Origin of the sequence: Streptomyces sp. NPDC050439 (genome assembly GCF_040655335.1) — a bacterium.
Taxonomy (GTDB): domain Bacteria; phylum Actinomycetota; class Actinomycetes; order Streptomycetales; family Streptomycetaceae; genus Streptomyces.
In genome coordinates, this window is the sequence record NZ_JBFAJT010000010.1 from 87,443 (window position 1) to 108,555 (window position 21,113).

The 21,113-nt window shown below is 68.1% G+C and carries 23 protein-coding genes, 1 pseudogene and 1 riboswitch; of the genes and pseudogenes, 13 read left to right on the top strand and 11 right to left on the bottom strand.

The annotated features are described in order from the left end of the window. Window positions 1-132: 132 nt before the first annotated feature. The gene (locus AB0I66_RS35000; protein WP_363212055.1) at window positions 133-777 is read left to right on the top strand and encodes a hypothetical protein; all 645 of its coding nucleotides are present in this window, start codon (window positions 133-135) and stop codon (window positions 775-777) included. Between the two features lie 70 nt (window positions 778-847). On the opposite strand, the gene AB0I66_RS35005 is transcribed toward AB0I66_RS35000, so the two are convergent. Together AB0I66_RS35005 and AB0I66_RS35010 are read right to left on the bottom strand one after the other, a co-directional pair. Further along, window positions 848-1,423, bottom strand: coding sequence for a hypothetical protein (locus AB0I66_RS35005; RefSeq protein WP_363212056.1), 576 nt, complete (start codon window positions 1,421-1,423; stop codon window positions 848-850). 289 nt (window positions 1,424-1,712) lie between these two features. Beyond that, complete coding sequence (locus AB0I66_RS35010; RefSeq protein WP_363212057.1) at window positions 1,713-2,303, bottom strand: TetR/AcrR family transcriptional regulator; 591 nt, start codon at window positions 2,301-2,303, stop codon at window positions 1,713-1,715. A gap of 156 nt (window positions 2,304-2,459) precedes the next feature. Here AB0I66_RS35010 and AB0I66_RS35015 point away from each other — a divergent pair, with 156 nt between their 5' ends. Both AB0I66_RS35015 and AB0I66_RS35020 read left to right on the top strand, forming a co-directional pair. Continuing rightward, window positions 2,460-3,404 (top strand): saccharopine dehydrogenase, encoded by a 945-nt coding sequence (locus AB0I66_RS35015; RefSeq protein ID WP_363212058.1) that lies wholly within the window; start codon window positions 2,460-2,462, stop codon window positions 3,402-3,404. Window positions 3,405-3,579: 175 nt separating this feature from the next. After that, window positions 3,580-4,593: a LysR family transcriptional regulator gene (locus AB0I66_RS35020; RefSeq protein ID WP_363212059.1), complete on the top strand. Its 1,014-nt coding sequence runs from the start codon at window positions 3,580-3,582 to the stop codon at window positions 4,591-4,593. A gap of 49 nt (window positions 4,594-4,642) precedes the next feature. Here the strand turns inward: AB0I66_RS35020 and AB0I66_RS35025 are convergent, their stop codons facing one another. Then, window positions 4,643-5,716, bottom strand: a complete 1,074-nt coding sequence (locus AB0I66_RS35025; protein ID WP_363212060.1) for a LysR family transcriptional regulator — start codon at window positions 5,714-5,716, stop codon at window positions 4,643-4,645. 121 nt (window positions 5,717-5,837) lie between these two features. On the opposite strand from AB0I66_RS35025, the gene AB0I66_RS35030 reads away from it, so the two are divergent. After that, window positions 5,838-6,665, top strand: coding sequence for a serine protease (locus AB0I66_RS35030; protein ID WP_363212061.1), 828 nt, complete (start codon window positions 5,838-5,840; stop codon window positions 6,663-6,665). Between the two features lie 566 nt (window positions 6,666-7,231). Here AB0I66_RS35030 and AB0I66_RS35035 read toward each other — a convergent pair. Then, window positions 7,232-7,642, bottom strand: coding sequence for an ASCH domain-containing protein (locus tag AB0I66_RS35035; RefSeq protein WP_363212365.1), 411 nt, complete (start codon window positions 7,640-7,642; stop codon window positions 7,232-7,234). Between the two features lie 278 nt (window positions 7,643-7,920). On the opposite strand from AB0I66_RS35035, the gene AB0I66_RS35040 reads away from it, so the two are divergent. Next, window positions 7,921-8,301, top strand: a complete 381-nt coding sequence (locus tag AB0I66_RS35040) for a hypothetical protein (protein ID WP_363212062.1) — start codon at window positions 7,921-7,923, stop codon at window positions 8,299-8,301. Window positions 8,302-8,527: 226 nt separating this feature from the next. On the opposite strand, the gene AB0I66_RS35045 is transcribed toward AB0I66_RS35040, so the two are convergent. Continuing rightward, entirely contained in the window at window positions 8,528-9,496 is a 969-nt protein-coding gene (locus tag AB0I66_RS35045) for a helix-turn-helix domain-containing protein (RefSeq protein ID WP_363212063.1), read from the bottom strand. A gap of 299 nt (window positions 9,497-9,795) precedes the next feature. Between AB0I66_RS35045 and AB0I66_RS35050 the strand changes: the two genes are divergently transcribed. The 7 genes and pseudogenes from AB0I66_RS35050 to AB0I66_RS35080 form a co-directional block, all read left to right on the top strand. Continuing rightward, complete coding sequence (locus AB0I66_RS35050; RefSeq protein WP_363212064.1) at window positions 9,796-10,302, top strand: peptidoglycan-binding protein; 507 nt, start codon at window positions 9,796-9,798, stop codon at window positions 10,300-10,302. Between the two features lie 541 nt (window positions 10,303-10,843). After that, window positions 10,844-10,969: riboswitch (TPP riboswitch) on the top strand. Further along, window positions 10,963-11,796, top strand: a complete 834-nt coding sequence (gene thiM, locus AB0I66_RS35055) for a hydroxyethylthiazole kinase (protein ID WP_363212065.1) — start codon at window positions 10,963-10,965, stop codon at window positions 11,794-11,796. Its footprint overlaps the riboswitch before it by 7 nt. 203 nt (window positions 11,797-11,999) lie before the next feature. After that, window positions 12,000-12,638 carry a thiamine phosphate synthase gene (gene thiE, locus AB0I66_RS35060; RefSeq protein WP_363212066.1) on the top strand — a complete coding sequence of 213 codons (639 nt, stop codon included), beginning with the start codon at window positions 12,000-12,002 and terminating at the stop codon, window positions 12,636-12,638. Continuing rightward, complete coding sequence (gene thiD / locus AB0I66_RS35065; protein ID WP_363212067.1) at window positions 12,635-13,459, top strand: bifunctional hydroxymethylpyrimidine kinase/phosphomethylpyrimidine kinase; 825 nt, start codon at window positions 12,635-12,637, stop codon at window positions 13,457-13,459. Before thiE ends, thiD begins: the two co-directional genes overlap by 4 nt. Before the next feature lie 5 nt (window positions 13,460-13,464). After that, complete coding sequence (gene tenA / locus AB0I66_RS35070; RefSeq protein WP_363212069.1) at window positions 13,465-14,154, top strand: thiaminase II; 690 nt, start codon at window positions 13,465-13,467, stop codon at window positions 14,152-14,154. After that, the gene (locus AB0I66_RS35075; RefSeq protein ID WP_363212070.1) at window positions 14,151-15,551 is read left to right on the top strand and encodes a cytosine permease; all 1,401 of its coding nucleotides are present in this window, start codon (window positions 14,151-14,153) and stop codon (window positions 15,549-15,551) included. The genes tenA and AB0I66_RS35075 overlap by 4 nt, the downstream gene beginning before the upstream one ends. Window positions 15,552-15,719: 168 nt before the next feature. Further along, window positions 15,720-16,046: pseudogene (locus AB0I66_RS35080) on the top strand (hypothetical protein); the annotation flags it as partial. A gap of 47 nt (window positions 16,047-16,093) precedes the next feature. On the opposite strand, the gene AB0I66_RS35085 reads toward AB0I66_RS35080, so the two are convergent. The 5 genes from AB0I66_RS35085 to AB0I66_RS35105 all read right to left on the bottom strand — a co-directional run bounded on the left by AB0I66_RS35085 (window position 16,094) and on the right by AB0I66_RS35105 (window position 19,310). Then, window positions 16,094-16,645, bottom strand: coding sequence for an EF-hand domain-containing protein (locus AB0I66_RS35085; RefSeq protein ID WP_363212071.1), 552 nt, complete (start codon window positions 16,643-16,645; stop codon window positions 16,094-16,096). A 67-nt stretch (window positions 16,646-16,712) separates the two neighbouring features. Beyond that, complete coding sequence (locus AB0I66_RS35090) at window positions 16,713-17,261, bottom strand: EF-hand domain-containing protein (protein WP_363212072.1); 549 nt, start codon at window positions 17,259-17,261, stop codon at window positions 16,713-16,715. 119 nt (window positions 17,262-17,380) lie between these two features. Beyond that, window positions 17,381-18,076, bottom strand: a complete 696-nt coding sequence (locus AB0I66_RS35095) for a L,D-transpeptidase (protein ID WP_363212366.1) — start codon at window positions 18,074-18,076, stop codon at window positions 17,381-17,383. 209 nt (window positions 18,077-18,285) lie between these two features. Beyond that, a complete protein-coding gene (locus AB0I66_RS35100) occupies window positions 18,286-18,657 on the bottom strand; it encodes a hypothetical protein (protein ID WP_363212073.1) in 372 nt (123 codons plus the stop codon). Next, window positions 18,654-19,310 (bottom strand): TetR/AcrR family transcriptional regulator, encoded by a 657-nt coding sequence (locus tag AB0I66_RS35105; RefSeq protein ID WP_363212074.1) that lies wholly within the window; start codon window positions 19,308-19,310, stop codon window positions 18,654-18,656. The genes AB0I66_RS35100 and AB0I66_RS35105 overlap by 4 nt, the downstream gene beginning before the upstream one ends. A 71-nt stretch (window positions 19,311-19,381) precedes the next feature. Between AB0I66_RS35105 and AB0I66_RS35110 the strand changes: the two genes are divergently transcribed. After that, window positions 19,382-20,044 carry a class I SAM-dependent methyltransferase gene (locus tag AB0I66_RS35110; RefSeq protein WP_363212075.1) on the top strand — a complete coding sequence of 221 codons (663 nt, stop codon included), beginning with the start codon at window positions 19,382-19,384 and terminating at the stop codon, window positions 20,042-20,044. A gap of 139 nt (window positions 20,045-20,183) precedes the next feature. Here AB0I66_RS35110 and AB0I66_RS35115 read toward each other — a convergent pair whose 3' ends face one another. Next, window positions 20,184-20,873: a DUF4232 domain-containing protein gene (locus AB0I66_RS35115; RefSeq protein ID WP_363212077.1), complete on the bottom strand. Its 690-nt coding sequence runs from the start codon at window positions 20,871-20,873 to the stop codon at window positions 20,184-20,186. Window positions 20,874-21,113 lie beyond the last annotated feature (240 nt).

Consider the following 21,113-nt stretch of genomic DNA (forward strand, 5'->3'; position numbering starts at 1 on the left):
GTAGGGGCGTCCCGCCAGTGATTGCACTCGGCGTTTGCGAAAGGTGCGCGCCCGAGCACCACACCGACGTTGAGCACGACGACGGCCACGGGCCGAGGGTGCGATACCCCCTCTTTCCCGTACGGTGAGCGGATGTCTGGACGATGTGACGAGGCGGGGCGGGTCACTGCCGCGTGGCAGCAGCTGACCGACTGGCTACGGGTGCACGCCCCTACCTCACACGCTTCGCTGCTACCGCCCGCCACGGACGAGGAGATCCACGGCGCCGAGCTCCGTCTGATGCACCACCTCGGCTATGGGCTGCCCGCAGAGCTGTCCGCCGTGTGGCGTTTGTGCGGCGGCGTAGAGCATCAGTACATCGAAGAGAACGAAGACGAGGGCGAGGTCGCCTCCGGTGTGTTCCTCCCGGACGGGCGGCTGTTGACCCCGTCCGAGGCGGTAGGCCCACGGCTCCACGAGAGCGGCCAGCGTGACTACTGGGACGGGGCACAGGTGGTTCCCTGGCTCACTCCAGACGAGGCCGGACCCGAGTTCGGCCTGTACGTTTCTCTGGCCGGTGTCGGCCACTGGTCGACGATGACCGGACCAGAGGTGTCCCCGCCGCGCCACCCGTCCATGGCCGCCTACCTGGAAAGCGTCCACCGCACCCTGACCGTGGGGCCACCCGACCTGATGGGCTGCGATGTTCCCGGCATCGTGTGGGACTGCCTGGTGTGGCAAGACCCCAACTCACCGGACCTGGATGACGCTTTCGCACACTGGACGCCCGTCCACTGAGCGAGCACCGCCAGACACCACGACTCTCCACGTCCAGCCAGGTCCAGCCACCTTCAGCGGCCTCAAACAGTCACCGAGACTTGCGTGGCTCGGATTCAGAGGTGAGTTCCATGAACGGGGCTTTGACTGACGCGCGAACCGACGTGAAGGTCCGCTCGCGCATCTGCCGTAGCTTCCCGTCGGGTGATCTGTGCCAGAGCTTTCCCGAACCGTCCCGGAACTCCAGCTCTGGTGGCGGATCTTCTGTCCTCGTCTCACGCGTCACGGAGGCCTGCACCAGAAAGAGGCTGACGGCCGCGGATGTGGCCCGCGACGTCTTGTTCGACGAGGGTGCTCGCGCTTCCAACGTCGTCGTGGTCTTCGGAGGGAGCTCCCCAAGGCGCTCTTCCCTCATCCCCGGGATGCGGATGGACACGTCGTAGACCGGAGCATCACTGGCGTTGCTGATGCGTATGACCCGCTCCTGCGCAGCGTCTTTGTCCTCGACGCTGATCCACGCGCCCACGAGACTGGCCTGGGAACGCTCCTTGTCACGCACGCTGCGCCGATACGAGACAGCTGCGATCGAGGCCGATGTGCTGGTCACCACGGCACTGACCCACGTCGGCACATTGCCCCAATCCACTCCCTGCAATCCCGTTGGCATGAGGTTCGGGGTTCCTCTCGTTACGGCAGCCGGCGGCTGGCAGATCAAGACCTCGGCAGAGAGCGGGCAGGGCAACCAGCGGCCGCCCTGCCCCTTGCGTCGTCCAAGAGCCCGAACGCTACCGATATTCGTCCACCGCTGAAGGATCAATGCGCTGAAGCCATTGGCCTGCTCCCGGTTCAGGCCGCGGTCATGTAGAGAGGCAGCGGCCCGGCGCTTTCGGCACAGCTGCTCGCCGGGGCCTGGGCGCCGCGCTGTATACGGCCTCACTGCGAGCCAAGCCCTGCGGCTACGGGCCGGTTTGGGTGTTGAGGCCGCCCACGATGAGGTCGGTCAGTGCGGTGACCGCGTCGTCGGCCGATACCCGTCCTTGGTTCAACTCGGTGGCCATGGCCTCGGCCGCGCCCAGCACTCCGAGGCACCGTAGCCGCAGGGCTTTGGGCGCCAGGCCCGAGTGCGGCAGCAGCGCTGCGGCCATCAACTCCGTGTACTGGTCGAGCATTTCGCGCTGGATCGCCTCCTTCTCCGGATTTCCTTTCAGCGCGGCGGAGATGGCTGCGAGTTCTGGCATGTCCGTGGCGCAGGCGAAGTAGGCGGTGCTGATGACGCGGGCGACCTCGTCGGCGAGGGGTGCGGCCTCCTGCAATGCCTGTGTGATCGCGGCTCGGTGGCGTTCGTCGAGGCGTTGGTAGAGCGCGAGCAGCAGGCCGGGGCGTGTGCCGAAGTGGTCGTACACGATCGGTCTGCTCACCCCGGCTGCCTCCGCGAGGGTGACCAGGGTCAGGCCGTCGGTGCCTTGGGAGCGCGCGATCGTCACGGCGGTGTCGAGCAGTTGCTCCCGCCTGGCCTGCTTGGACAGGCGGGTCGAGGTGGTGGCCATGGTCCTCCGTTGTGTTGCCCTCCAGACTATGTTACAAAACGTAGGCTACAAAATGTAGCTTCGACTTCCTGGATGTGAGGACCCACAGTGGAACAGCCAAAACCCGTACTGATCTTGGGTGGTTCGGGGCAGGCGGGCTCGGATACCGCCGCTCTGTTGCGTCAGTGGTACCCGGGCCTGCCGCTGACGATCGCGGGTCGCAACATCGACCGCGCACAACAGGTGGCCGACAAACTCGGCGCCGCCACAGCCGTGACCATTGACCTGCGACGCAGCGATCTCGGGCTGCCGGCCGAGCACCGCTGCTCGGCCGTGGTCGCCGCCCTGTGGGACGACCACTTGAACGGGCTGCACTACGCGCAGGAGCGCGGGGTGCCCTACCTCAGCATCTCCAGCGGCCTGGTGGAGATCGCACCGGACATCGTCGCGGGCGCACAACGGGCAAGCGCCTCCTCGATCTTGGTGGCCAGCCACTTCTGCGCCGGCATCGTCGTCCTCGCCACGCTGCACATAGCCCGCCGGTTCCAGCAGGTCGACACCATCCGGATCGGCGCCGTGCTGGACGAGTCGGACACCGGCGGGCCCGCGGGAGCAGCGGATCTGGAACGGTGGGCCAAGGCCACCACGGCGGGAATGGTGCGCCGTGACGGCGTCTTCACCTGGGTCAACGGCCCCGACGCCCAGACGGACGTGCCGTGCACCGACGGCGTCGTCCTGCCCGGCCAGAGCATCGCCATCCTCGACGTACCAAGCCTCGCCCTTGCCACAGGCGCCCCCAACGTCCGCGTCGACATGGCCGTCGGTGAATCTGCGGGCCGGCGCCGCGGCGGCCCCCCTTCCGTCGAGATCCGGATCGACCTCGAAGGAGTGGATGTAACGGGTGCCGCGCTCAGTACGAGCAGTTACCTCGCCCATCCGGCAGGACAGCGTCCTCTGACCGCACTGGGCATCGCCCTTGGCATCGAGCGGCAGCTCGGCCTGCACGGTGAACGCCTCTCACCGGGCATCCACACCCCAGAGAGCCTCCACGACCCCGCCTACGCGACCAAGCGACTGACGGAAATCGGCGCCACCCTCATCGCCGCGCCCAGCCACAGTTGATCGGCGAAAGGTGCTGCCATTGACTGGCGCGTGTCGTGCGGGCCGCAGACCCCGACCATGGCGGCCCGGACCTGCCCCTTCCGTGTGAGCGGGACCGCGTGAGGGAGTTGGCGCACCGCCAAAGCTTTGTGCCGTGTCCCTGACAGGTGCCGGGTGTGAGGTCGATACTCATGCCGTGGACGTGGAGGGGCGGCACCTTCGATGCCTGGAAGCGGTGGCGGCGACCGGGAGCCTGAACAAGGCCGCGGGCTTGTTGGGGCTGTCGCAGCCTGCACTGAGCGCGCAGTTGCACCGCATCGAGGCCGCGGTGGGGGGCGAGGTCTTCGAGCGCAGTTCTACGGGTGTCAGCGTCACCCCCCTCGGCGAGGTGTTGCTGCCCTATGTACGCGAGATCCTGCGCGGCATGGACACCTTGGCCCAGGCGATCGAGGTCCATCACACGGCGCTCGTGGGCCAGCCGTTGCGGTTGGGCGTGCGGACGACCCCGTTGGCGCTGTTGCTGTACGAGGTGGTGTCTGACGTCGTCGGCGGTGAGATTGCCGATCTGGTGGTCCTGGACCGCTCGGTCGACGCGGTCGCCGCGTTGGTGCGGGGGGATGTCGACCTGGTGCTGCACACGGACTTCCCCGGTCGACCCATCACCCCGGCAGCAGGGGTGCGGATGACTGCGGTCGGAGTGGAGCCCCTTTTCGTCGGTCTGCCCGATGACCACCCGCTCGCCGCACGCACCGTGATCGATCTGGCGAACCTGGCAACAGGAACATGGCTGTTGGCGGTCAACGGTGACGACGAGTTCGACCGGCATCTGATCGAGCAGTGCCGCCTGGCTGGTCACACCACCCTGGTGGTCCGTACCGTCGAGCCCCTGCTGCTGGTGCAGTTGATGCGGCGCGGCGGACGGGTGGTCACGGCCATGAACGCCCTCAGCAGCGGCCTGGACATCCCCGGGGTGGTGCGCGAGCTGCGGGGCAGCCCGGTGCGGACACGGCACGTGCTGCTGTGGCGCGAGAACAGCGGCGTGGTTGATGAGCGACTGATCGGTCGGCTGCGCACAGGTCTTCGGGAGGCCTATCGGGCTTCCCTGCCGCACAGTGGGCGGGTACCGGGTTGGTGGGAGCGCAACCTCGGCTGGCTGGGTTCGGCGCCGGGAAACTCGAGCAGCGAACCGGAGACCGGAACAGCGAAGTGACGCCCTGAGACCGGCGAGCTGCACACCCCACCTCTGTCTGCCGTCACCTCTACAGGCCTCTGTCACTGTGCGGCCGGACGCTCGGCCGGTGAGCGGCTGCCGGTGCCGGGGGCACGGTGCGCCAAGAGGGATGGGCAGTCAACCAGGCACGGTAGGCGGGGGCCCTCTCGACGATGTCACGCTGAGCGCGCGCCAAACGGTCCCACAAGCTGTGTATCCACTGCTCGGACAAGGGCCCGTCCGGCCGCCAGTAGAGCGTGGTGGTCATGGCAAGAGGTTCGCCGCCCAGGGGCCGCAACACCACATCGGGAACCTCGCGGATACCCGGCATCACCGGCAGAACGGCGCGTCGCCCACGTACGAGCGCGAGGGCGGAGGCGCCGTCGGCGACGCTGAACGAGACGGTGTGTCCGGCGGCGCGGCCCGCGGCAATGAGGTGCCTGCTCAAGTCATCGTCTAGTCCCGGCGGCAGGCACCACCGCTCCTGCGCCAGATCGGCCAGAGAAACCTCCTGGCAGGAGGCCAGCGGATGGTCCGATGCCAGGGCGACGAACAGCGGTTCCACGGCAACGACCACCCGGCGCAACCCCTCCTGCACACCCGCCCCTGCCTGCCCACCGGCCCGCGACGAGACGGGGCCGGCCTCGGGCGGGCCGCAGACGGCGTCGGGCGCGTGAAAGTGCGTGATCAGTGCGGCCTCGGCCCGCCCTTCGCTCAGTGCGCGCAGATGAGCGGCCGCACCGGCGGCAATGGTGATCTGCACGTCGGTCCCGGCCACCGAGGGCACCGCCACGGACAGCTGGGCCACCAGCAGTCCGTGCGTACAGCTGATGCGCACCACCGCGGGCCACGCGCCCTGCCGGTGCCGGATCGCCGCCGCGGCCATCCGCTCCACAGCATCCAGCACGGTACGCGCATGCTCGATGACCACCCTCCCCAGCGGCGTCGGCTCCGCCCCGTGGGAGCCGCGCTCGAACAGCAAGCCGCCGGCGCCGCGTTCAGCTTTGGCCAACGACTGCGTGACGGACGGTTGAGCCAGACCGAGTTCTCGTGCCGCAGCAGACAGACTGCCTCGATCAGCAATCGCCCTGACTACGCGTAACTGCCTCAACTCCAGGCCCATAGGCGGACCTTAGAACCAAGTGGGATTACCCGGGAAGACGCCGACCGCCCATGGTTGAGCCACCCGACGGCCCGGCGCCCGACGCCGCGGCCGCCTCCCACTCCCCTTCGGAGGATCCTGCGTGTCTCCCACATCCCTCATACGCGGCGTGCTCAGCACGCTGCTGCTCGCCACCGCGGCGATCGCCCTCCCCGCGTCCGCCCAGGCTGCACCCGACCCCGTAGCGATCGGCTCGAAACCCATCGTGGGCGGTGGCCAGGCGAGCGAGACCTACTCGTTCATGGCCTCGCTGCAACAGCAGGGCCGGCATGGCTGCGGCGGCTCGCTCATCGCTGCGCGGTGGGTCGTCACCGCCGCCCACTGCGTCACCAACCGACAGGGCGGAGTAGTCCCCGCACAGCAGCTTCAGCTGCGCATCGGCTCGACCGACCACACCCAGGGCACCGCCACCGCCGTTCAGCAAGTCATCCGACACCCCCGCTACAGCGGTGACGTCTCCGGCGGCAACGACATCGCCCTGCTCCAACTGCGCACCCAGGTGCGCAACCAGCCGGTCTCCATCGCGACCGGCTCACCCGCCGAAGGCACCTCGACCCGGCTGCTCGGCTGGGGCCAGACCTGTCCCCAGCAGGGCTGCTCGCAACAGCCGCCGCGCATGCTCAAGCAGCTCGACACCCGGATCAACCCCGACCGGATGTGCGCGGCCGGCTTCAACCCGGCCAGCGAACTGTGCGTCTACGGCACCCCGCAGGCCACCGCCTGCTACGGCGACTCCGGCGGCCCGGCCCTGATCGGCTCGTCCGGGAGCTGGCAGCTGGTCGGCGCCACCAGCCGCGCCGGGCGCGACGGCAACACATGCGGCACCGGCAATGCCACCATCTACACCGACGTCACCGCACACCGGCAGTGGATCAGCCAGAACACCGGCGGAGCCGCAACCCGCTCTTGACCACCTCGTGCCCGGGGGCCTCTGCCATGCGTCGGCAGGGTCCCCGGGCACGGCGTCCCGTACGGGCAGGGGAGGATCCTGCCGAGCCAGACTCGCACCGCTGACGTCCATGGGGCGTGACGGGGCGGTGCGAAAGCGGCGGGGCAACGGGCTCGCCGATGACCTCATTGTGCGGGGGCGAACACGACGGCCATCCCCGCGTACGAGAGCCATTGAGAAACCCGTGCCCCGCCGCCTGTCCAGGCGCACCACGAGTCAAAGTGCGCCCGCCTCCGTTGGCCATGCCACCGACCGCGCTGCCCTCTCCGATGTGCCACAGCTCACCCTCGGACTCCACGCCGGCCCGGAACATCCGCGAGCGGTCCACCGTTCATCTAGATGTGGCTGCGGAGGGGACAGTGTCCCCGGGCCTCACCTATAGCCCATGGGGAAGATCGTTCGGCTGAAGCCCCATGGAGCCTTTCGCCGAGAGGCGACCGCCCTCCGCGAGTCACGCTCCACGACCCCGGCTGGTCTCCCCCGTCCAGTCGGGGTTGTGGGCGCCAGGCGGGCGTGCCACGCCAAGCTCATGCCATTCGAGGTCGAAGCTGATCGGCCAGTGGCGATGGGCTGGCGAGGCGAAAGGCAAGGCACACCAGGAGCGTGTCGTCGTCGACAGGAGTGCCCATCTGGCTCCAGAAAGCCTGGTGGCCGACACGCCATTGCTCGAGTGAGGCATCGCCCTCGCCTTCGGCCTGTGCGTGCGTCCAGGTGACCTCACTGAAGGGCCTGACCTCTACCCCGGTGATCTCGATGGTCGCGATCGAATGGCCTGAGTCGTCAAGGAGGGCCAGCCGCTCTCCGACGTACTCCAGCCCCTCGGTCTCCGCACGGTACTCAGCGAGCAGCCCCGTCGTCGCGACCTTGGATTCGGCCAGCACGAGTGAGTTCAACCGCTCGCGTACCCTCCCGGCGGACCCCAGTTCCATCGCTCGCATGCCGTTCACTCGCGGCCACACTGGCTCGCCCCCTTGCCTTGTACGCGCAGCTCTCCGGCATCCACGCTTTGGGAGAGAGTAGAAATGCCGGTGTACGGCGGGCAACTCAGTTGTGGCGCAACCACCATGAGGGCCGGTGGGTATTGTCGGCGCCAAGTAGCCGCAGCGGGCGCGAGTTTGACGCTGTGTAGGCGTTGGCTTGATCTTGTCTCGGCCCCGATGAAAGAGTGTTCTTGCACGTTTCCTCCCACACGTTTTCGCAGACAGGAACGTTTGTCATGAGCACTCTCAGTTTCGCCGGAAAGTCATCCGTCGCCCTCGCCTTGGCCTGCGCCGCCACGTTGCTGATGCCGGCCACTCCGGCCGCCGCCTCGGACTGGGACCGCAACTGCTACAGCATCTCGGCCCCTTACAAGGGCATCAGCGAGATCATCGGCAAGGCCGGCAAGACCCGCAGCGGCTGCACGGACGCCACGATATCCCTGCAGCGCCACCGCTGGTACGGCTGGGAAGAGATGGACTGGACCCCGCTTGAGAGCGGCACCAAGTTGGCCTATTGGCACTGCACGGGCTCTGGCACCTACACCTACAAGACGGTTGTGGGCGTCGACTCCAACCTCGCCACCTACGAGAGCGCCGAACGCCGCCTGACCTGCTGAAGTCGCCCGGCGGACCGGCGAGGTGGCCAACAGGGGTGCGGGGTTGTCGAGGGTGCGGCGCCGCCAGCCACACCCGGTCCGCCAGTACAGCCGCCAGATACAGCCGCGCTGCACATCGCCACCACGGTGCACCAGGTCCGCGAGCTGTGTTGGTCCGCTCGGCAGATCTTGGGCCGAGACCGAACACCCAAGGTCGGTCGAGCGCAACACGGCCACGCGTAGACCATCACCCGGAGGAGCGGGGGCGGTTCTGGTCGCGCCAGGCCCGAGGCGAGATCCCGTACGCCTGCTTGAACACCTTGCTGAAGTGGGTCGCCTCTACGAAGCCCCAACTCCGCCCTATCGCCGCGATGGTCCGCAGCCGTCCGTTCGGATCGGCCAGCTCGCGCCGGCATGCGGCCAGGCGGCGGGTGCGGATCCAGTCCCCGAGACGGATGCCCGACCGGGACAGCACCGCGTAGAGGTGACGTACGGAAATGTTGTGTGCAGCGGCGATCCGTGCCGCCGACAGCTCGGGATCACGCAGGTGCTCCCGGATGTATTGAGTGATGCGCAGGCTGAGTGTCGCTTCCAAGGGTGCTCTGGCCAGGGTGGAGTTGCCGTGCTGGGTGGTCAGGACGGCACGGAGGAGTTCGACGCTGGGTTCCACCACGGCGTCGGCGTGCCTTCCCTGGTGCAGTTCGTCGCTGACCGCCAGTTGGGAAAAGTAGGTGAAGGCCAGACGCGCAACGAGGCTGTCGGACCCCAGCGGAACCGCGGTGACGTCTCGTAGCAACCGGTCGGGGAGCGCGAGCGCCGCGCGGGGAAAACGAATGAAGCGGTAGTCGACTGCCTCGTCGAAGATATGCGTGTAGGGATCGATCGATTCGTAGACGGCGAATTGTCCGGGCCGCAACAGGCACTCACGCCCGTTCTGCACCACCAGACTGCTGCCCGTCATCTGCACACCGAGAGTGACGGCCGGCTCCTCGTCCTTACGGGCAAGCCGCTCCGTTCGACGGAGTGTGACCGCGGTCGCCTGCGCCGCGCAGATCCTGACGGCCCCCGCGGCGGCGAGCCCGATGCGAACGGAGATGCCCTCAGCCGGAGGACGGTGGTCGATGTCGACCGCCACCATGGATTCCCACACCGCATTCCGGATCACTTCCTCCCGGTCCCGCGGCGGTATGAACGCGGTGTCCAGGACCGGGCTCATGAGAGAGACCTTCGTCTGCCTCGGGCATCAAGCCAACCTGACAGTGCCTCTGCCCGTTCCCCCACAAGTCCCCCCTAGACACGGACCGTTGCCGAAATCAGTCTGGCCGGATTCCCTCTCGCCGCGCAACGACTTCCGCGGACACAAGCAGGGTCCTCACCTGATGCGGCGTCAAATCGAGGCTGTGCACAGCTGACAAGGTTCCCTGCACGGATGACAAAGTCCGAAGGTCACGACGACCCTATGGTCGTTGGCGAGGCTGTCACTGAGACGCCATCACCGACCAGAAGGGTCGCATCGTGCAACGTGTATCAACGACGCTCCGCATGCGGATCGGAGTGTTGGGGGCTCTGGCTCTCCTCTTCGCGGCCGGCCTGACGGCCAGCCCGATGATGACTGCGCCGGCCCATGCCGCCTACGGTCCGTGCAACACGACGGTGAAGCGCACCGATGGGTTGGGCAGTGGCGGCAACCCTGGCAATCACTACAAAATCCCCGCGCGCACCGGCAACGGTCTGAGCTGCTACATGGAATATCAGACGGGCAGCTCGAACGCCGTGACTGCGCTGCAGAGGGCCATCGTCTCCTGCTACGACGGCACCTACGCCGCCAGGCGAATCATCGACACCGGAGGAGCCGACGGAGACTACGGCGCCGGCACCGAGGATGCCGTTCGGTGGCTTCAAGCGAACCGCCTCGGCGTGAGCGCCGACGGCGACTACGGGCCGGCGACCCGTGAACAGATGCGGTGGCCGCTGTATACCGAGGGCGGCACCTACATCGCCTGCCTCCAGCCCCCTTTCTAACATCAACACAACGTCTGTCGACGCCGACCTCTGCGCCTGAGGCCGGCGTCGACGTCTGCCGTGCCGGCCACTCCCGTAGGTACTGGCACACGTAACGGATCTGGCTGTCGGTCCGAAACCGGGCGGTGGGACTCTGGCCGCCATCCTCATCTCGGCTTGCCGTCAGACAAGTGGGTCGTGCGCTCACCTTGCGGCGTGGACGACGAGGAGGTTTTGCTCTCCGTCGAAGACGCGGGCGAGAGCTTGCCCCTCTCGCCGGCCTTCGCCGAACAGGCCCCGCTGATCGACGTGAACGACCAGCACGTCGTGACGGTCGACGACATCCGAGATGCCCCGACCGTGAATCTGAGCGTGGCCCTGCGCAGGTGGTGGGCTCCCTGTGGTGCTTTTAACACGCACTTGCGGCATCAGGCGATACCCATGGACAAACCGGACCTTGTGACCCAAAGAGATCGCCAGCTCCGCTCCCCCCAGCAGAGCCGTGTCCTGCCGCGTTGTGCCCCAAGGGCGGACTCCCGTTCCCAAGGGAGGTACATTGCCTAGTGACCACCGCGGGAGCTCGGGAGTAGCCGGGCTGAGAGGGCGGACGGGACTTGCTCCCCTTTCCGCCGACCGCATGAACCTGGACCGGGTAATTCCGGCGTAGGAAGAGTGTTGACGATGGATGCTGCCTCCGTACCTGCCCAGAACGGCCCTGCCGTTTCCCGTGATGCCGCGGCGGACGTGATCGCGTCGCTGCGGGCCTCCGCGCCCCTTGTGCACTGCCTGACCAATGTCGTGGTGTCGCAGTTCACCGCGAACGTGCTGCTCGCGGCGGGGGCTGCCCCCGCAATGGTGCACAGCGCGGAGGAAGCCGGAGCGCTGGCCCGGGTGGCCGGGGGTGTCCTGGTCAACCTGGGGACGGTGACGTCCGTGACGGCGGAGGCGATGCGCGTCGCGGTCAAGGAAGCGGCCGCGGCCGGGCGCCCGTGGGTGCTCGACCCGGTCGCGGTCGGTCCGCTGCCCTGGCGCACAAAACTCGCCCACGAACTCCTGGAGAGCGCACCTCCAGCAGTCATTCGCGGCAATCCTTCCGAGATCCTGGCGCTGGACGGCGGCGGCACGGGCGGGCGCGGCGTCGACAGCACGGACGCCCCCGAGGCTGCGCTGGCCGCAGCCACCGCGCTCGCCCGGCGCTACGGCTGCGCGGTCGCCGTGAGCGGCCCGGAGGACGTCCTGACGGACGGGACGCGAGTGGTACGGGTCGCCAATGGGCACCCGATGCTGCCCCTGGTGACCGGAACCGGCTGCTCACTGGGCGCCTTGGTGGCCGCCTGCACAGCCGTCACCGGCGATGCGCTGCTGGCCGCCACTGCCGCGACGGGTCTGCTCACCGTGGCCGCGGAGACCGCCGCCACCCGCTCGGCGGGCCCCGGCACCTTCGCGGTCGCGCTGATCGACGCGCTGCACAAGCTCAGCCCGGATCAGCTCGCCGGATCTCTCAACCTGCGCTGAGCTTGCGGGCGTTGCGGACTTCCGCGGTGAGCGGTCGGCCTGGCCGCCAGCTGCTGAACAGCGCCCGCCCGACCTGAGGGCGACCCACCGACATCAAGTCGGCCAGTCCTCGCAGCCGCACTGCACGTCCCGCTCCCCTTCCCTGCACCTCCCGATGCGTTTCCCGCGCCCTTCCCCGGCCGGGAGACCCCAAGGAGCAACCCATGCGACCACCACTTGACCTGTCCCTGTATCTCGTCACCGACACCCGGCTCTGCCGCGACCGCGGTGTTGCCGCCACCGTGGCAGCCGCTGTCAGGGGCGGTGTCACTGCTGTCCAGTTGCGCGATCCGGACGCGGACGCCCGCGCGCTGTTCACGCTCGGCCGGGCCATCCAGGCCGAACTCGCGGGCACCGATGTCCCCTTGATCGTCAATGATCGCCTGGATGTGGCGGTCTGGTTGGACGCGGACGGCGTCCACCTGGGGCAGCGGGACGTCTCCCCCGCGACCGCCAGGCGCCAGCTCGGTCCCCAGGCATACGTCGGCCTGTCCGTCAGCCGTCCCGAGCAGCTGGCGCACGTACCGGATGCCGTCGACCACCTCGGTGTCGGGCCGGTGTTCGAGCAGTCCACCAAGCCGGACGCCGATACCCCGCTGGGTCTGGACGGTCTGGCCCGGATCGTCCGCCAGAGCCCGCTGCCGTGCGTGGCCATCGGCGGGATCGGCGTGTCCGAGGCCGCTGCGGTCAAGGCAAGTGGTGCAGCCGGGATCGCCGTCGTCAGCGCGATCTGCGGACAGCCCGACCCCGAGACCTCAGCCCGTTCCCTCGTCCGCGCCCTGCGACCGGAGGTCCCCGCATGACCAGCCCGCCCATCGCCCTGACCATCGCCGCCAGCGACCCCTCCGGCGGCGCCGGGATCCAAGCCGACCTCAAGGCGTTCTCCGCCAACGGCGCCTACGGAACAGCGGTTCTGACCGCCCTGACCGCACAGAACACCCGAGGCGTCACCGGCATCCATGCCATCCCTCCGGCGTTCGTCACCGAGCAGCTCGACACGCTGTTCGCCGATGTCGCGGTGGACGCCGTCAAGATCGGGATGCTGGCCGACGCCGCCATCGCCACGGCCGTCGCGGACGCTCTGGAGCGCCACCGCCCCCGGTACGTCGTCCTCGACCCCGTCATGGTCTCGACCAGCGGTCACCGCCTCCTGGAGGCCGATGCGGTGTCGGTGCTACGCGACCGTCTCCTGCCGCTCGCCGATCTCATCACCCCCAACCTCCCCGAGGCCGGCGACCTCCTCGGCGCCTCCTCCGCACACAACCGCACCGAGGCCGTCGAACAGGCGCGGGCGCTCCTCAAGACCGGCGCGCAGCGCGTTCTCCTCAAGGGCGGCCACCACACTCAGGACGCCGAGTCCGTCGACATCCTCATCGACTCCACGGACGCCAGCGGCACTGGCGTCACCGAGTTGTCCGCGCCGCGCGTGAACACGCGCAACACCCATGGCACCGGCTGCACCCTCTCCGCCGCGATCGCCGCCCTCCGCCCGCAGCACGACGACTGGCAGACCGCCGTCCGCGCCGCCAAGGAGTACCTGACCGGGGCCCTGCGTGCCGCCGACACCCTGCACGTCGGCCACGGCCACGGCCCCGTCCACCACTTCCACCAGTACTGGAGTTGAGCACCATGACCACGACGTTCTGCGACGAGCTGTGGGCGGCCACGGCCGAGATACGTTCGGCCATCGACAAGCTGCCGTTCGTCACCGGCCTCGGCGACGGCAGCCTGGACCGGGAGAAGTTCGTCTACTACCTGGCCCAGGACGCCCATTACCTGCGCGGTTACGCCCGCGCGCTGGCCAGCGCCGCCGCGAAGGCGGACCGGCCGCAGGACATCGCATTCTTCGCGAAGTCCGCCCACGATGCCGTCGTCGTCGAGAGCTCCCTGCACGAGACCAACGTGGTCGACGTCGATGCCTGGACTCCCTCCCCCACCTGCACCGGATACACCTCCTACCTGCTCTCGGTGGCCCACACCCAGGGGTATGCGGAATTGGCCGCCGCGGTCCTGCCCTGCTTCTGGATCTACGCCGAGGTGGGCCGGGCGCTCCTGGAACAGGCCGGCGACCTCACGGCCCACCCGTACGGCGACTGGATCGGCACGTACGCCGACGAGGAGTTCGAGGCCGCCACCGAGCACGCCCGACAGATCGTCAACCGGCTTGCGGAGCAGGCCGAACCGGCCACCCGCGCACGCATGCGTACGGCCTTCACCACCGCGTCCACCTGGGAGTGGATGTTCTGGGACGCCGCTTGGCGCGTGGAGTCCTGGCCGTTCGGCGACGCTCCTGCCCAGGTCTCGGAGCCCGCCAAGTGACGATCACCAGCGAATCCACCACTCCGACACCGGAATCGGTGCCGGCGAACGAGGCGCCGCTCACCCTCGACCAGCCCACCCCCAAGGTCCTGTCCGGCCTGGACCAAGGCACCTTCTGGGCCAACCTGGGCGTCAGCCTGCTCGGCTTCAGCGGCATGCTGGTCGTCCTCGACCCGCTGGGCACCGGCGCTCCGACCTTGTCGTTCGCCGCCGCCGTCACCGCGTCCGTCGTCGGCACCCTGATCGGCACCGTCGCCCTAGGTCTCGCCGCCATCACCGGGGCCCGCACCGGCGCGCCCTCGATGGTGCTGCTGCGCGGTCTGTTCGGCGCGAAGGCGTCCTACCTTCCCACTGTCCTCAACGTGCTGCAGATGGTCGGCTGGGCCGTCTTCGAGCTGGTGGTCATCTCCACCGGCCTGAAGATCCTGGCCCGTCAGGCCTTCGGCGAACCGGGCCCCGGCTGGCTGTACGTGCTCATCGCGGGCGCGGTGACGACAGCGCTCACGCTGCGCCCGCTGGGCGCCCTGCGCATCATCCGCCGCTACGTCACCATCGCCGTCGTCGTGGCGATCGCCTACCTGGGCTGGGATTTGGCCGGCCGCGGCATCCCGATGGAGGGCGGCTCCTGGAAGGACTTCTGGTTCGCCGCCGACAGCGTGATCGCCGTGTCGATCTCCTGGCTGCCGTTGGTCGCCGACTACTCACGGCACTCCCGCAGCGAGAAGGCGGCGTTTGGCGGCCTGGTCATCGGCCAGACCCTGGCGGGCGTCGCGGGCTCGGTCCTCGGCGTGGCCGCCCTCGCGATGATCGCCTTCGACAGCACCGACCCATACAAGGTCTTCGACCCCTTCACCGCCACCAGCGTCGGCGTGATCTGCTTCGGGGTCCTGGTCCTGCGCGAGGTCGACCAGTCCTTCGCCAACGTCTACTCCACCGCCGTGTCCGCCCAGAACCTGCTCCCCCGGGCAGACCGCCGCATCCTGTGCCTGATCAGCGGCACCCTGGCCACCACCCTGGCACTCCTGGTGAACATGGACAGCTACGCCAGCTTCCTTTACCTGATCGGCGCGGTCTTTATCCCGATGTTCGCCGTCCTGGTCGTGGACTTCTTCGTCCTCGGCGGTCACCGCACTTGGGACGTCTCCGAACAGGCCCCCACCCGCTGGGTCATGCTTTTGCCCTGGACCCTCGGCTTCGCCACCTACCAACTGATCGCACCCACGAACATCGCCGGCTGGTCCGACTTCTGGGCCTGGCTGCAGGACGCCGTGGGCCTCACCGTCCAGCCGTGGATGAGCGCCTCCCTGCTCTCCTTCGCGGTGGCTGCCCTCGCCACCCTCGCCGTGGGCCGCAGGCGGCGGCACGTTGCAGCGTCGCCCGAGTCGCTGCCCGGGTAGTGCCGGGCAGCACGGGTGCTATTCGACCTGGCCACCACGACCGCCGCCGCTTGGCCATCCTCGCGGCGGCGTGGTGGGAGGTCCCTGCCCGGAGACCGGCTCAGTCCGCTGTCACATGAGCCCGAACACCGCTAGCGTGCAGCCGTGATCGGTTCCACGCTTCCCCTTCTGGTGTGGGCCACGACGTGGATGTCCGACGCGAACGAATGCATCGCGCCGTGGCTCGGCCTGCCGCAGCTGCCCGTGGTGATGTGGCCCGACCCGTCCGACGAGGGTGGGAGGGACGGGCTGCACTGGAAGACCCGTGACCTTCTCCGATGGGCAGCCGGACGGCCCTTCGCCTGGGTCGATGACGAGATCACAGACGCCGACCGGACCTGGATCGAGGCACAGCACCCAGGCCCAGCCTTGCCCTATCGCATCGACCCCCGACAAGGCATCGCGAGCAAGGACCTTGCCGCTCTCGACCGCTGGTTGCGGCTACACACGGGGTAGCCGCAGCTACCGCGGCGGCACGAAGACCCGGTGCTCATCGGGACCGATCAACCACGTGGCAGTGGCGATCCGAGCAACCAATTGCCGGGTGCCTCGGTATCGGTGCTCAGATAGAACTCTTCGATGGCGGTACGGAACTCGTCATGGGTGATGGTGCCGCTGCCGTTGCGGTCAAGGCGCCGGAAGGCCGCGCCCGAGGTGGATGGGTCGATACCGAGGGCGTCGTACATGCGCACGTACTCATCGACGGTGAGCATGCCACCCTTGTCGGTGTCCAGGGCGCGCATCAGGGCGTCGATGATGGGCATGACGAGACGTTCGACGGTCTTGGCATCGGCGGCGACGTGGGAGCGCATGGCGGTGATGAACTGCTGCCGCCCGATACGGCCTTGAGTGTCCAGTGCGCCGGCCTCACCCATGACGCCCCACCAGAGCATGAAGGCGTCGCGCAGCGCGCTCTTGTTGCTCTCGTCCGGGGCTACCGCGGCGAATACCTCGCCGATCTGCTGGAAGTCATTGCGGGTGAGGTAGCCGTCGCCGGTGCGGTCGAACCAGGTGAACAGGGAGGTGAACTTACGCTCGGTGCTGTCCTGCACCATGGTGCTCTCCTTGAACGCAGAGGTTGATCGGGATTCTCCTGTCGTGCCGACTCACCGCCTTCCTCCCTTACGCGAGGCGGCCGAATATGTGGTTGGCCGGCGAGTTGGGATCGTTCCCGTAGAAGAACTCTGAGACGGCTTTGTGGTACTCGCTCCGCGACAGGGACCCGGAGGAGTCGAGGTCGAGTGCGTTGAACACCTCAGCGATCTCCGCGTCGGTGGCGCGTCCCGTGCTACCGAAGATGTGTGTGAACTCGCTGCGGCTGACGGCGCCGTCGCCGTCGCCGTCGGCCAGGTCGAAGAAGCGGTCGGCGACCGGCGCGAGCTCCTCGGGGTAGTGAGCACGATTGGTGAAGGCGGCGGCGAACGCCTGCGTGAGCTCCGCCGAGGTCACCCTGTCGTCCTTGTCGGCGTCGGCAGGGGCGATCACGGACTCCCAGAACTCGTTCATGGTGTCGTACATCTGCCGTGCCTGAGGTGAGTCGGGGGCGAGCCCCCTGGCCTGCACGTAGCGTTCGCTCATCATGACGACGTCCTGCCGCGTTATCGCGCTGTCGCCGTCGACGTCTGCGGCGCTGAACCACCGCTCATACTTGCGTACACGCAGCTCAGTCATAGGCGCACGGTAAAAGCGCGTCAGCCGGTCGGCTAGGCCTATTCCCGGCCGTCGATGCGCAGACCTCTCTTCCTGGGGGTGCGGCCTCCAGAGTCACCGCACCCCTACCGGACGGCAGATCAGGTGCCCGGCTTGCGGCCGTAGACGAAGACGTCATCGCCCTTGCGCAGCATGTCCCAGTACTTCACGGCGTCCTTCTTCGTCATGTTGACGCAGCCGTGGGAGCCCGGCGGGGACCAGACGCTGACGCCGACCGAATGGAACGCCTGGCCGCCGTCGAAGAACTGGCTGTACGGCATGGGCACGTGGTAGATGCTCGACACATGGTCGATGTTGCGCCAGTAGACCTTCTTCAAGCCTGTGCGGGTCTCGTGGCCGTTGCGGCCGGTGCGCACCGGGACCGGGCCGTACTTGAGGGTCTTGCCGTCCTGGATCCAGCTGAGCTGGAGCGTCAGGTCGACGCAGGCGATGCGCCCCTTGTTGGTCGGGCACTTGCCGGCCTTGTTGGGGTTGTTGCCGACGGCTTTCTGCTTGTTCATGAGGTTCATGACGCCCCAGGTGACGCTGCCCGCGTACCCGGCGTTCGGGGTGATCTTGTGTTTGGTCTGGAAGGCCTTGATGGCCTTGCAGTCCGTGGCCGACTGTTTGCCGTCCACCGGGCGGCCGAGGAACTTCTCGACCTGCTTCTGGTACGGGCCGGTCTGTGTCGAGCACGACGCTGCCTGAGCACTGCCTGTGCCGAGCGCCACCGTGAGCGGAGCCACCAGCGCGGTGATCCCCAGAACCACGGCTCCTCGTCTGCGTATGTCCCCCACTGCTGCCACTCCCCGATCGTCATTGGTCCGCGGGTGCGTCCCACCTGCTAGACGACACGGCCCCGCCGTTCGTTGTAGGACAAACCGACACAGGTGTGTAACAGAGGCCGCGTCGTCGCCAGGGGAGCTGCCCGTCCCAGTCCCCCCACCGCACGGACGACGGTCGCGCCGGTGATCACTGTGAGGTCGCGGTCAGCTGGCGGAAGATTTCAGGCAGGAACGAAGACGTCCTCGTGGGCCCCATCGAGGATGAACCCGTTGTCGAATCGGACCCGCACGCTCACGCTGGGCCCCCGTTCCTGGAAAGCGATCCACGCGGGTTTCAGAGAGGCGATCTTCTCTTCGAGCTGCTTCCTGCTCTCCGTGGGCATCTGACCTCCGAAGGAGTCGAGCAGCGACTTGAGCCGCTCGTACTCGCGCACGTCGTCGGTCTCGTCCTGGTGGTCGACCACCTGCTCGACGGTCCCGCCGATACCCGCCGCCAACGACAGGAACCCGATGACGACCCCCGACACCTCGGCCGAATCGGTGAGTCGGGTGTCCGCTGCCAACACCACCCGCTGGCCTGCCTTCAGAGTCATCTGCTTCCCATCTCCCCTGCGTCGGCTACGCCCGCGCGGCGCAGGAACGCCTCGACGAGGCGATCGATGAAAGTCTGGTCGACGGGTTCCGCCGTCACCAGAACGCGGTGGTAGAGCGGTCCCACGAGTTGGTCGATCTCTGCCGCCATGTCGAGTCCGGCGGCGAGCTGGCCGCGTTCGACCGCGCGTTGCAGCGGGAGTTGGTCGCGTCGGCGCTGTTCATCGAGGTACCCGGATCGTAGGGCGGCGGCGAATGCGGGGTCGTGCTGGGCGTGCCCGATGAGGGCTTTGAAGACGGCGCCCGCGTCGGACCGGGTGAGGAACAAGGCCAGTTGGTGCAGGTGGGCGCGCAGGTCCGCGGCCAGGTCGCCATGGTCCGGCGGGGTCAGGGCTTCGGCCGCGTCCTGGAGGAAGGCGTCCAGGAGGATGTCGGTCTTGGTCTTCCACCAGCGGTAGACGGTCTGTTTGGCGACGCCTGCCCGGGCGGCGATGCCCTCGATGGTGACGCCGGTGAAGCCCTTTTCGACCAGGAGGTCGTCGGCCGCCTCCAGCACTGCCTGCCGGGCCTGTTCGCTGCGGCCGTGTCGGTTGCCGTGGTGGCGTGCCGCCGATTTAGGCCCGGCCGCCGCTGCGGCCGTACTTCCTCGTTCCATGTCTGCCTCCCGAGGTCAGAGTAGGCCAGAACCTCTAGACGCTACGCAACGGTGCGTCTACTCTAGGATTCATGACACCCACCAACACCCTCGAGGAACCCCGCGTCGCCTCTGCCCTCGACCGGATGTTCCGGCACGCCGAGCAGGACGAGGCGACCAGCAGGCGGATCCGGGCGGCATGGCCCCAGGGCGCGGCGCCCCTCGGCCCGCAGGAGCAGGCCGACGCCAAAGCAGAGGTGTACATGCCGATTTCCGCCCAGGGCGGTCGCCTCCTCTACAACCTGATCCGGGCCATCCGCCCCGCCACCGTGATCGAGTTCGGTACGTCCTTCGGCATCTCCACGCTCCATCTCGCCGCCGCGGTGCGCGACAACGGGACGGGACACGTGATCAGTACGGAACTGAGCGCCGTCAAGGCCGCAGCCGCCCGCCGGACATTCGCCGAGACGGGACTGGACGACCTGATCACCGTCCTCGAAGGTGACGCCCGCAACACCCTCACCGAAGTCGCCGAGTCCGCGGACTTCGTCCTTCTCGACGGCTGGAAGGACCTGTGCCTGCCCGTCCTGCGACTCCTCGAACCACGCCTCGCGCCCGGCACCCTCGTCGTCGCCGACGACGTCGACCTGGAGGACCTGGCGCCCTACCTCGACTACGTACGTAACCCCCAGAACGGCTATCAGAGCGTCACGTTCCCCGTGGAGGACGGCATGGAGATCAGCTGCCGCCTCTAGACGTGTCTGACGTCGTCATCAGGCACGGGCATCGCCTTCTTCGACGGAGCTTCGCCCGAAGAAGGGACAAGGTTCAATCGTTGCCCGCCTGCCCCGCCGGCGGCCTGCACACTGCCGGAGCCAGGGCCGGGTACGAGCTCTACTTCGCGGTGTGGGTGGGGAAGACCTGGACGTCGGTGTAGGCGCCCTTGATGGCCCCCGCTTCCGCGGGCCAGTCCAGGGTCACGGTGTGGGTCTCGTTCGGGGGCGTCACCAGGATGTGGGTCGGGGACGTAAGGCTGTTGCCATTGCTGTCGACGGTGTAGGCGAGATTGAAGACAGCAGCGTCACCGGGCTTGAGGGTGGTGACGCGAGGCTGCACGGAGCCGCGCTCGATCGGGCTGGAGGTGTGGTCGGCATCCTTGATGTCCACACCCGCGAAACCGGTGGCCGAGCAGGTGGCCGAACCCCGATTGATCATGGTGATGTTGATCCTGCCGGACGTCTCGTCGGGCGCAGCGTCAACAGCGTTGATGGCCAGGTCCTCGCTCTTGCAGAAGGAGACCTTGGTGCTGGTCTGCGCCGCACCATCCGTGGCCGCCTGGTTCGCCGGGCCCTTCTGGGAGCCCGCTGCCGCGTTGCCGGCCGCCGCACTGCCAGAGCCCGAGCCGCTTTCCGTCTTCGTGCCCTCACCGGAAGAAGAGGACGAGGAGCCCTCGGCGGAGGCGTCCGCCCCGGAGTCGCCGTTGCCGCAGGCGGTCAGGGACAGGCCCGCGGCCACGGTCAGAGCCGCGGCGGCCAAACGCAGCGTGCGACGGCGGTTTCCAAAGGAGGTGGCGTTGGAGCGCATGGGGGGATCCTTTGCTAGGTCGTCCGAGGTGCTCCCTTCTGGGGAACAACACCCACGTTGCGGGAGGCCGCTACTGCATCGTTGCTGTCCCGCTAACGTCCGCCTAACAAAGATCCCCCCGCGCAAGCTCCCACTCTGTCCACGCACCGCACCGCACTGCATCGCATCGCACGGTCGGGGGTGTCACCGTGGCGGACGGCAGCGTGCCTTCGGCGCCCGGCCGTTGTCAGTGCCTGCTGG

Bases quoted from the DNA above. Each gene is read 5' to 3' on its own strand.
- AB0I66_RS35000 (WP_363212055.1), top strand. From the start codon at position 133: ATGTCTGGACGATGTGACGAGGCGGGGCGGGTCACTGCCGCGTGGCAG.
- AB0I66_RS35005 (WP_363212056.1), bottom strand. From the start codon at position 1,423: ATGCCAACGGGATTGCAGGGAGTGGATTGGGGCAATGTGCCGACGTGG.
- AB0I66_RS35010 (WP_363212057.1), bottom strand. From the start codon at position 2,303: ATGGCCACCACCTCGACCCGCCTGTCCAAGCAGGCCAGGCGGGAGCAA.
- AB0I66_RS35025 (WP_363212060.1), bottom strand. From the start codon at position 5,716: ATGGGCCTGGAGTTGAGGCAGTTACGCGTAGTCAGGGCGATTGCTGAT.
- AB0I66_RS35035 (WP_363212365.1), bottom strand. From the start codon at position 7,642: ATGCGAGCGATGGAACTGGGGTCCGCCGGGAGGGTACGCGAGCGGTTG.
- AB0I66_RS35040 (WP_363212062.1), top strand. From the start codon at position 7,921: ATGAGCACTCTCAGTTTCGCCGGAAAGTCATCCGTCGCCCTCGCCTTG.
- AB0I66_RS35045 (WP_363212063.1), bottom strand. From the start codon at position 9,496: ATGAGCCCGGTCCTGGACACCGCGTTCATACCGCCGCGGGACCGGGAG.
- thiM (WP_363212065.1), top strand. From the start codon at position 10,963: ATGGATGCTGCCTCCGTACCTGCCCAGAACGGCCCTGCCGTTTCCCGT.
- thiE (WP_363212066.1), top strand. From the start codon at position 12,000: ATGCGACCACCACTTGACCTGTCCCTGTATCTCGTCACCGACACCCGG.
- thiD (WP_363212067.1), top strand. From the start codon at position 12,635: ATGACCAGCCCGCCCATCGCCCTGACCATCGCCGCCAGCGACCCCTCC.
- tenA (WP_363212069.1), top strand. From the start codon at position 13,465: ATGACCACGACGTTCTGCGACGAGCTGTGGGCGGCCACGGCCGAGATA.
- AB0I66_RS35085 (WP_363212071.1), bottom strand. From the start codon at position 16,645: ATGGTGCAGGACAGCACCGAGCGTAAGTTCACCTCCCTGTTCACCTGG.
- AB0I66_RS35090 (WP_363212072.1), bottom strand. From the start codon at position 17,261: ATGACTGAGCTGCGTGTACGCAAGTATGAGCGGTGGTTCAGCGCCGCA.
- AB0I66_RS35100 (WP_363212073.1), bottom strand. From the start codon at position 18,657: ATGACTCTGAAGGCAGGCCAGCGGGTGGTGTTGGCAGCGGACACCCGA.
- AB0I66_RS35105 (WP_363212074.1), bottom strand. From the start codon at position 19,310: ATGGAACGAGGAAGTACGGCCGCAGCGGCGGCCGGGCCTAAATCGGCG.
- AB0I66_RS35110 (WP_363212075.1), top strand. From the start codon at position 19,382: ATGACACCCACCAACACCCTCGAGGAACCCCGCGTCGCCTCTGCCCTC.
- AB0I66_RS35115 (WP_363212077.1), bottom strand. From the start codon at position 20,873: ATGCGCTCCAACGCCACCTCCTTTGGAAACCGCCGTCGCACGCTGCGT.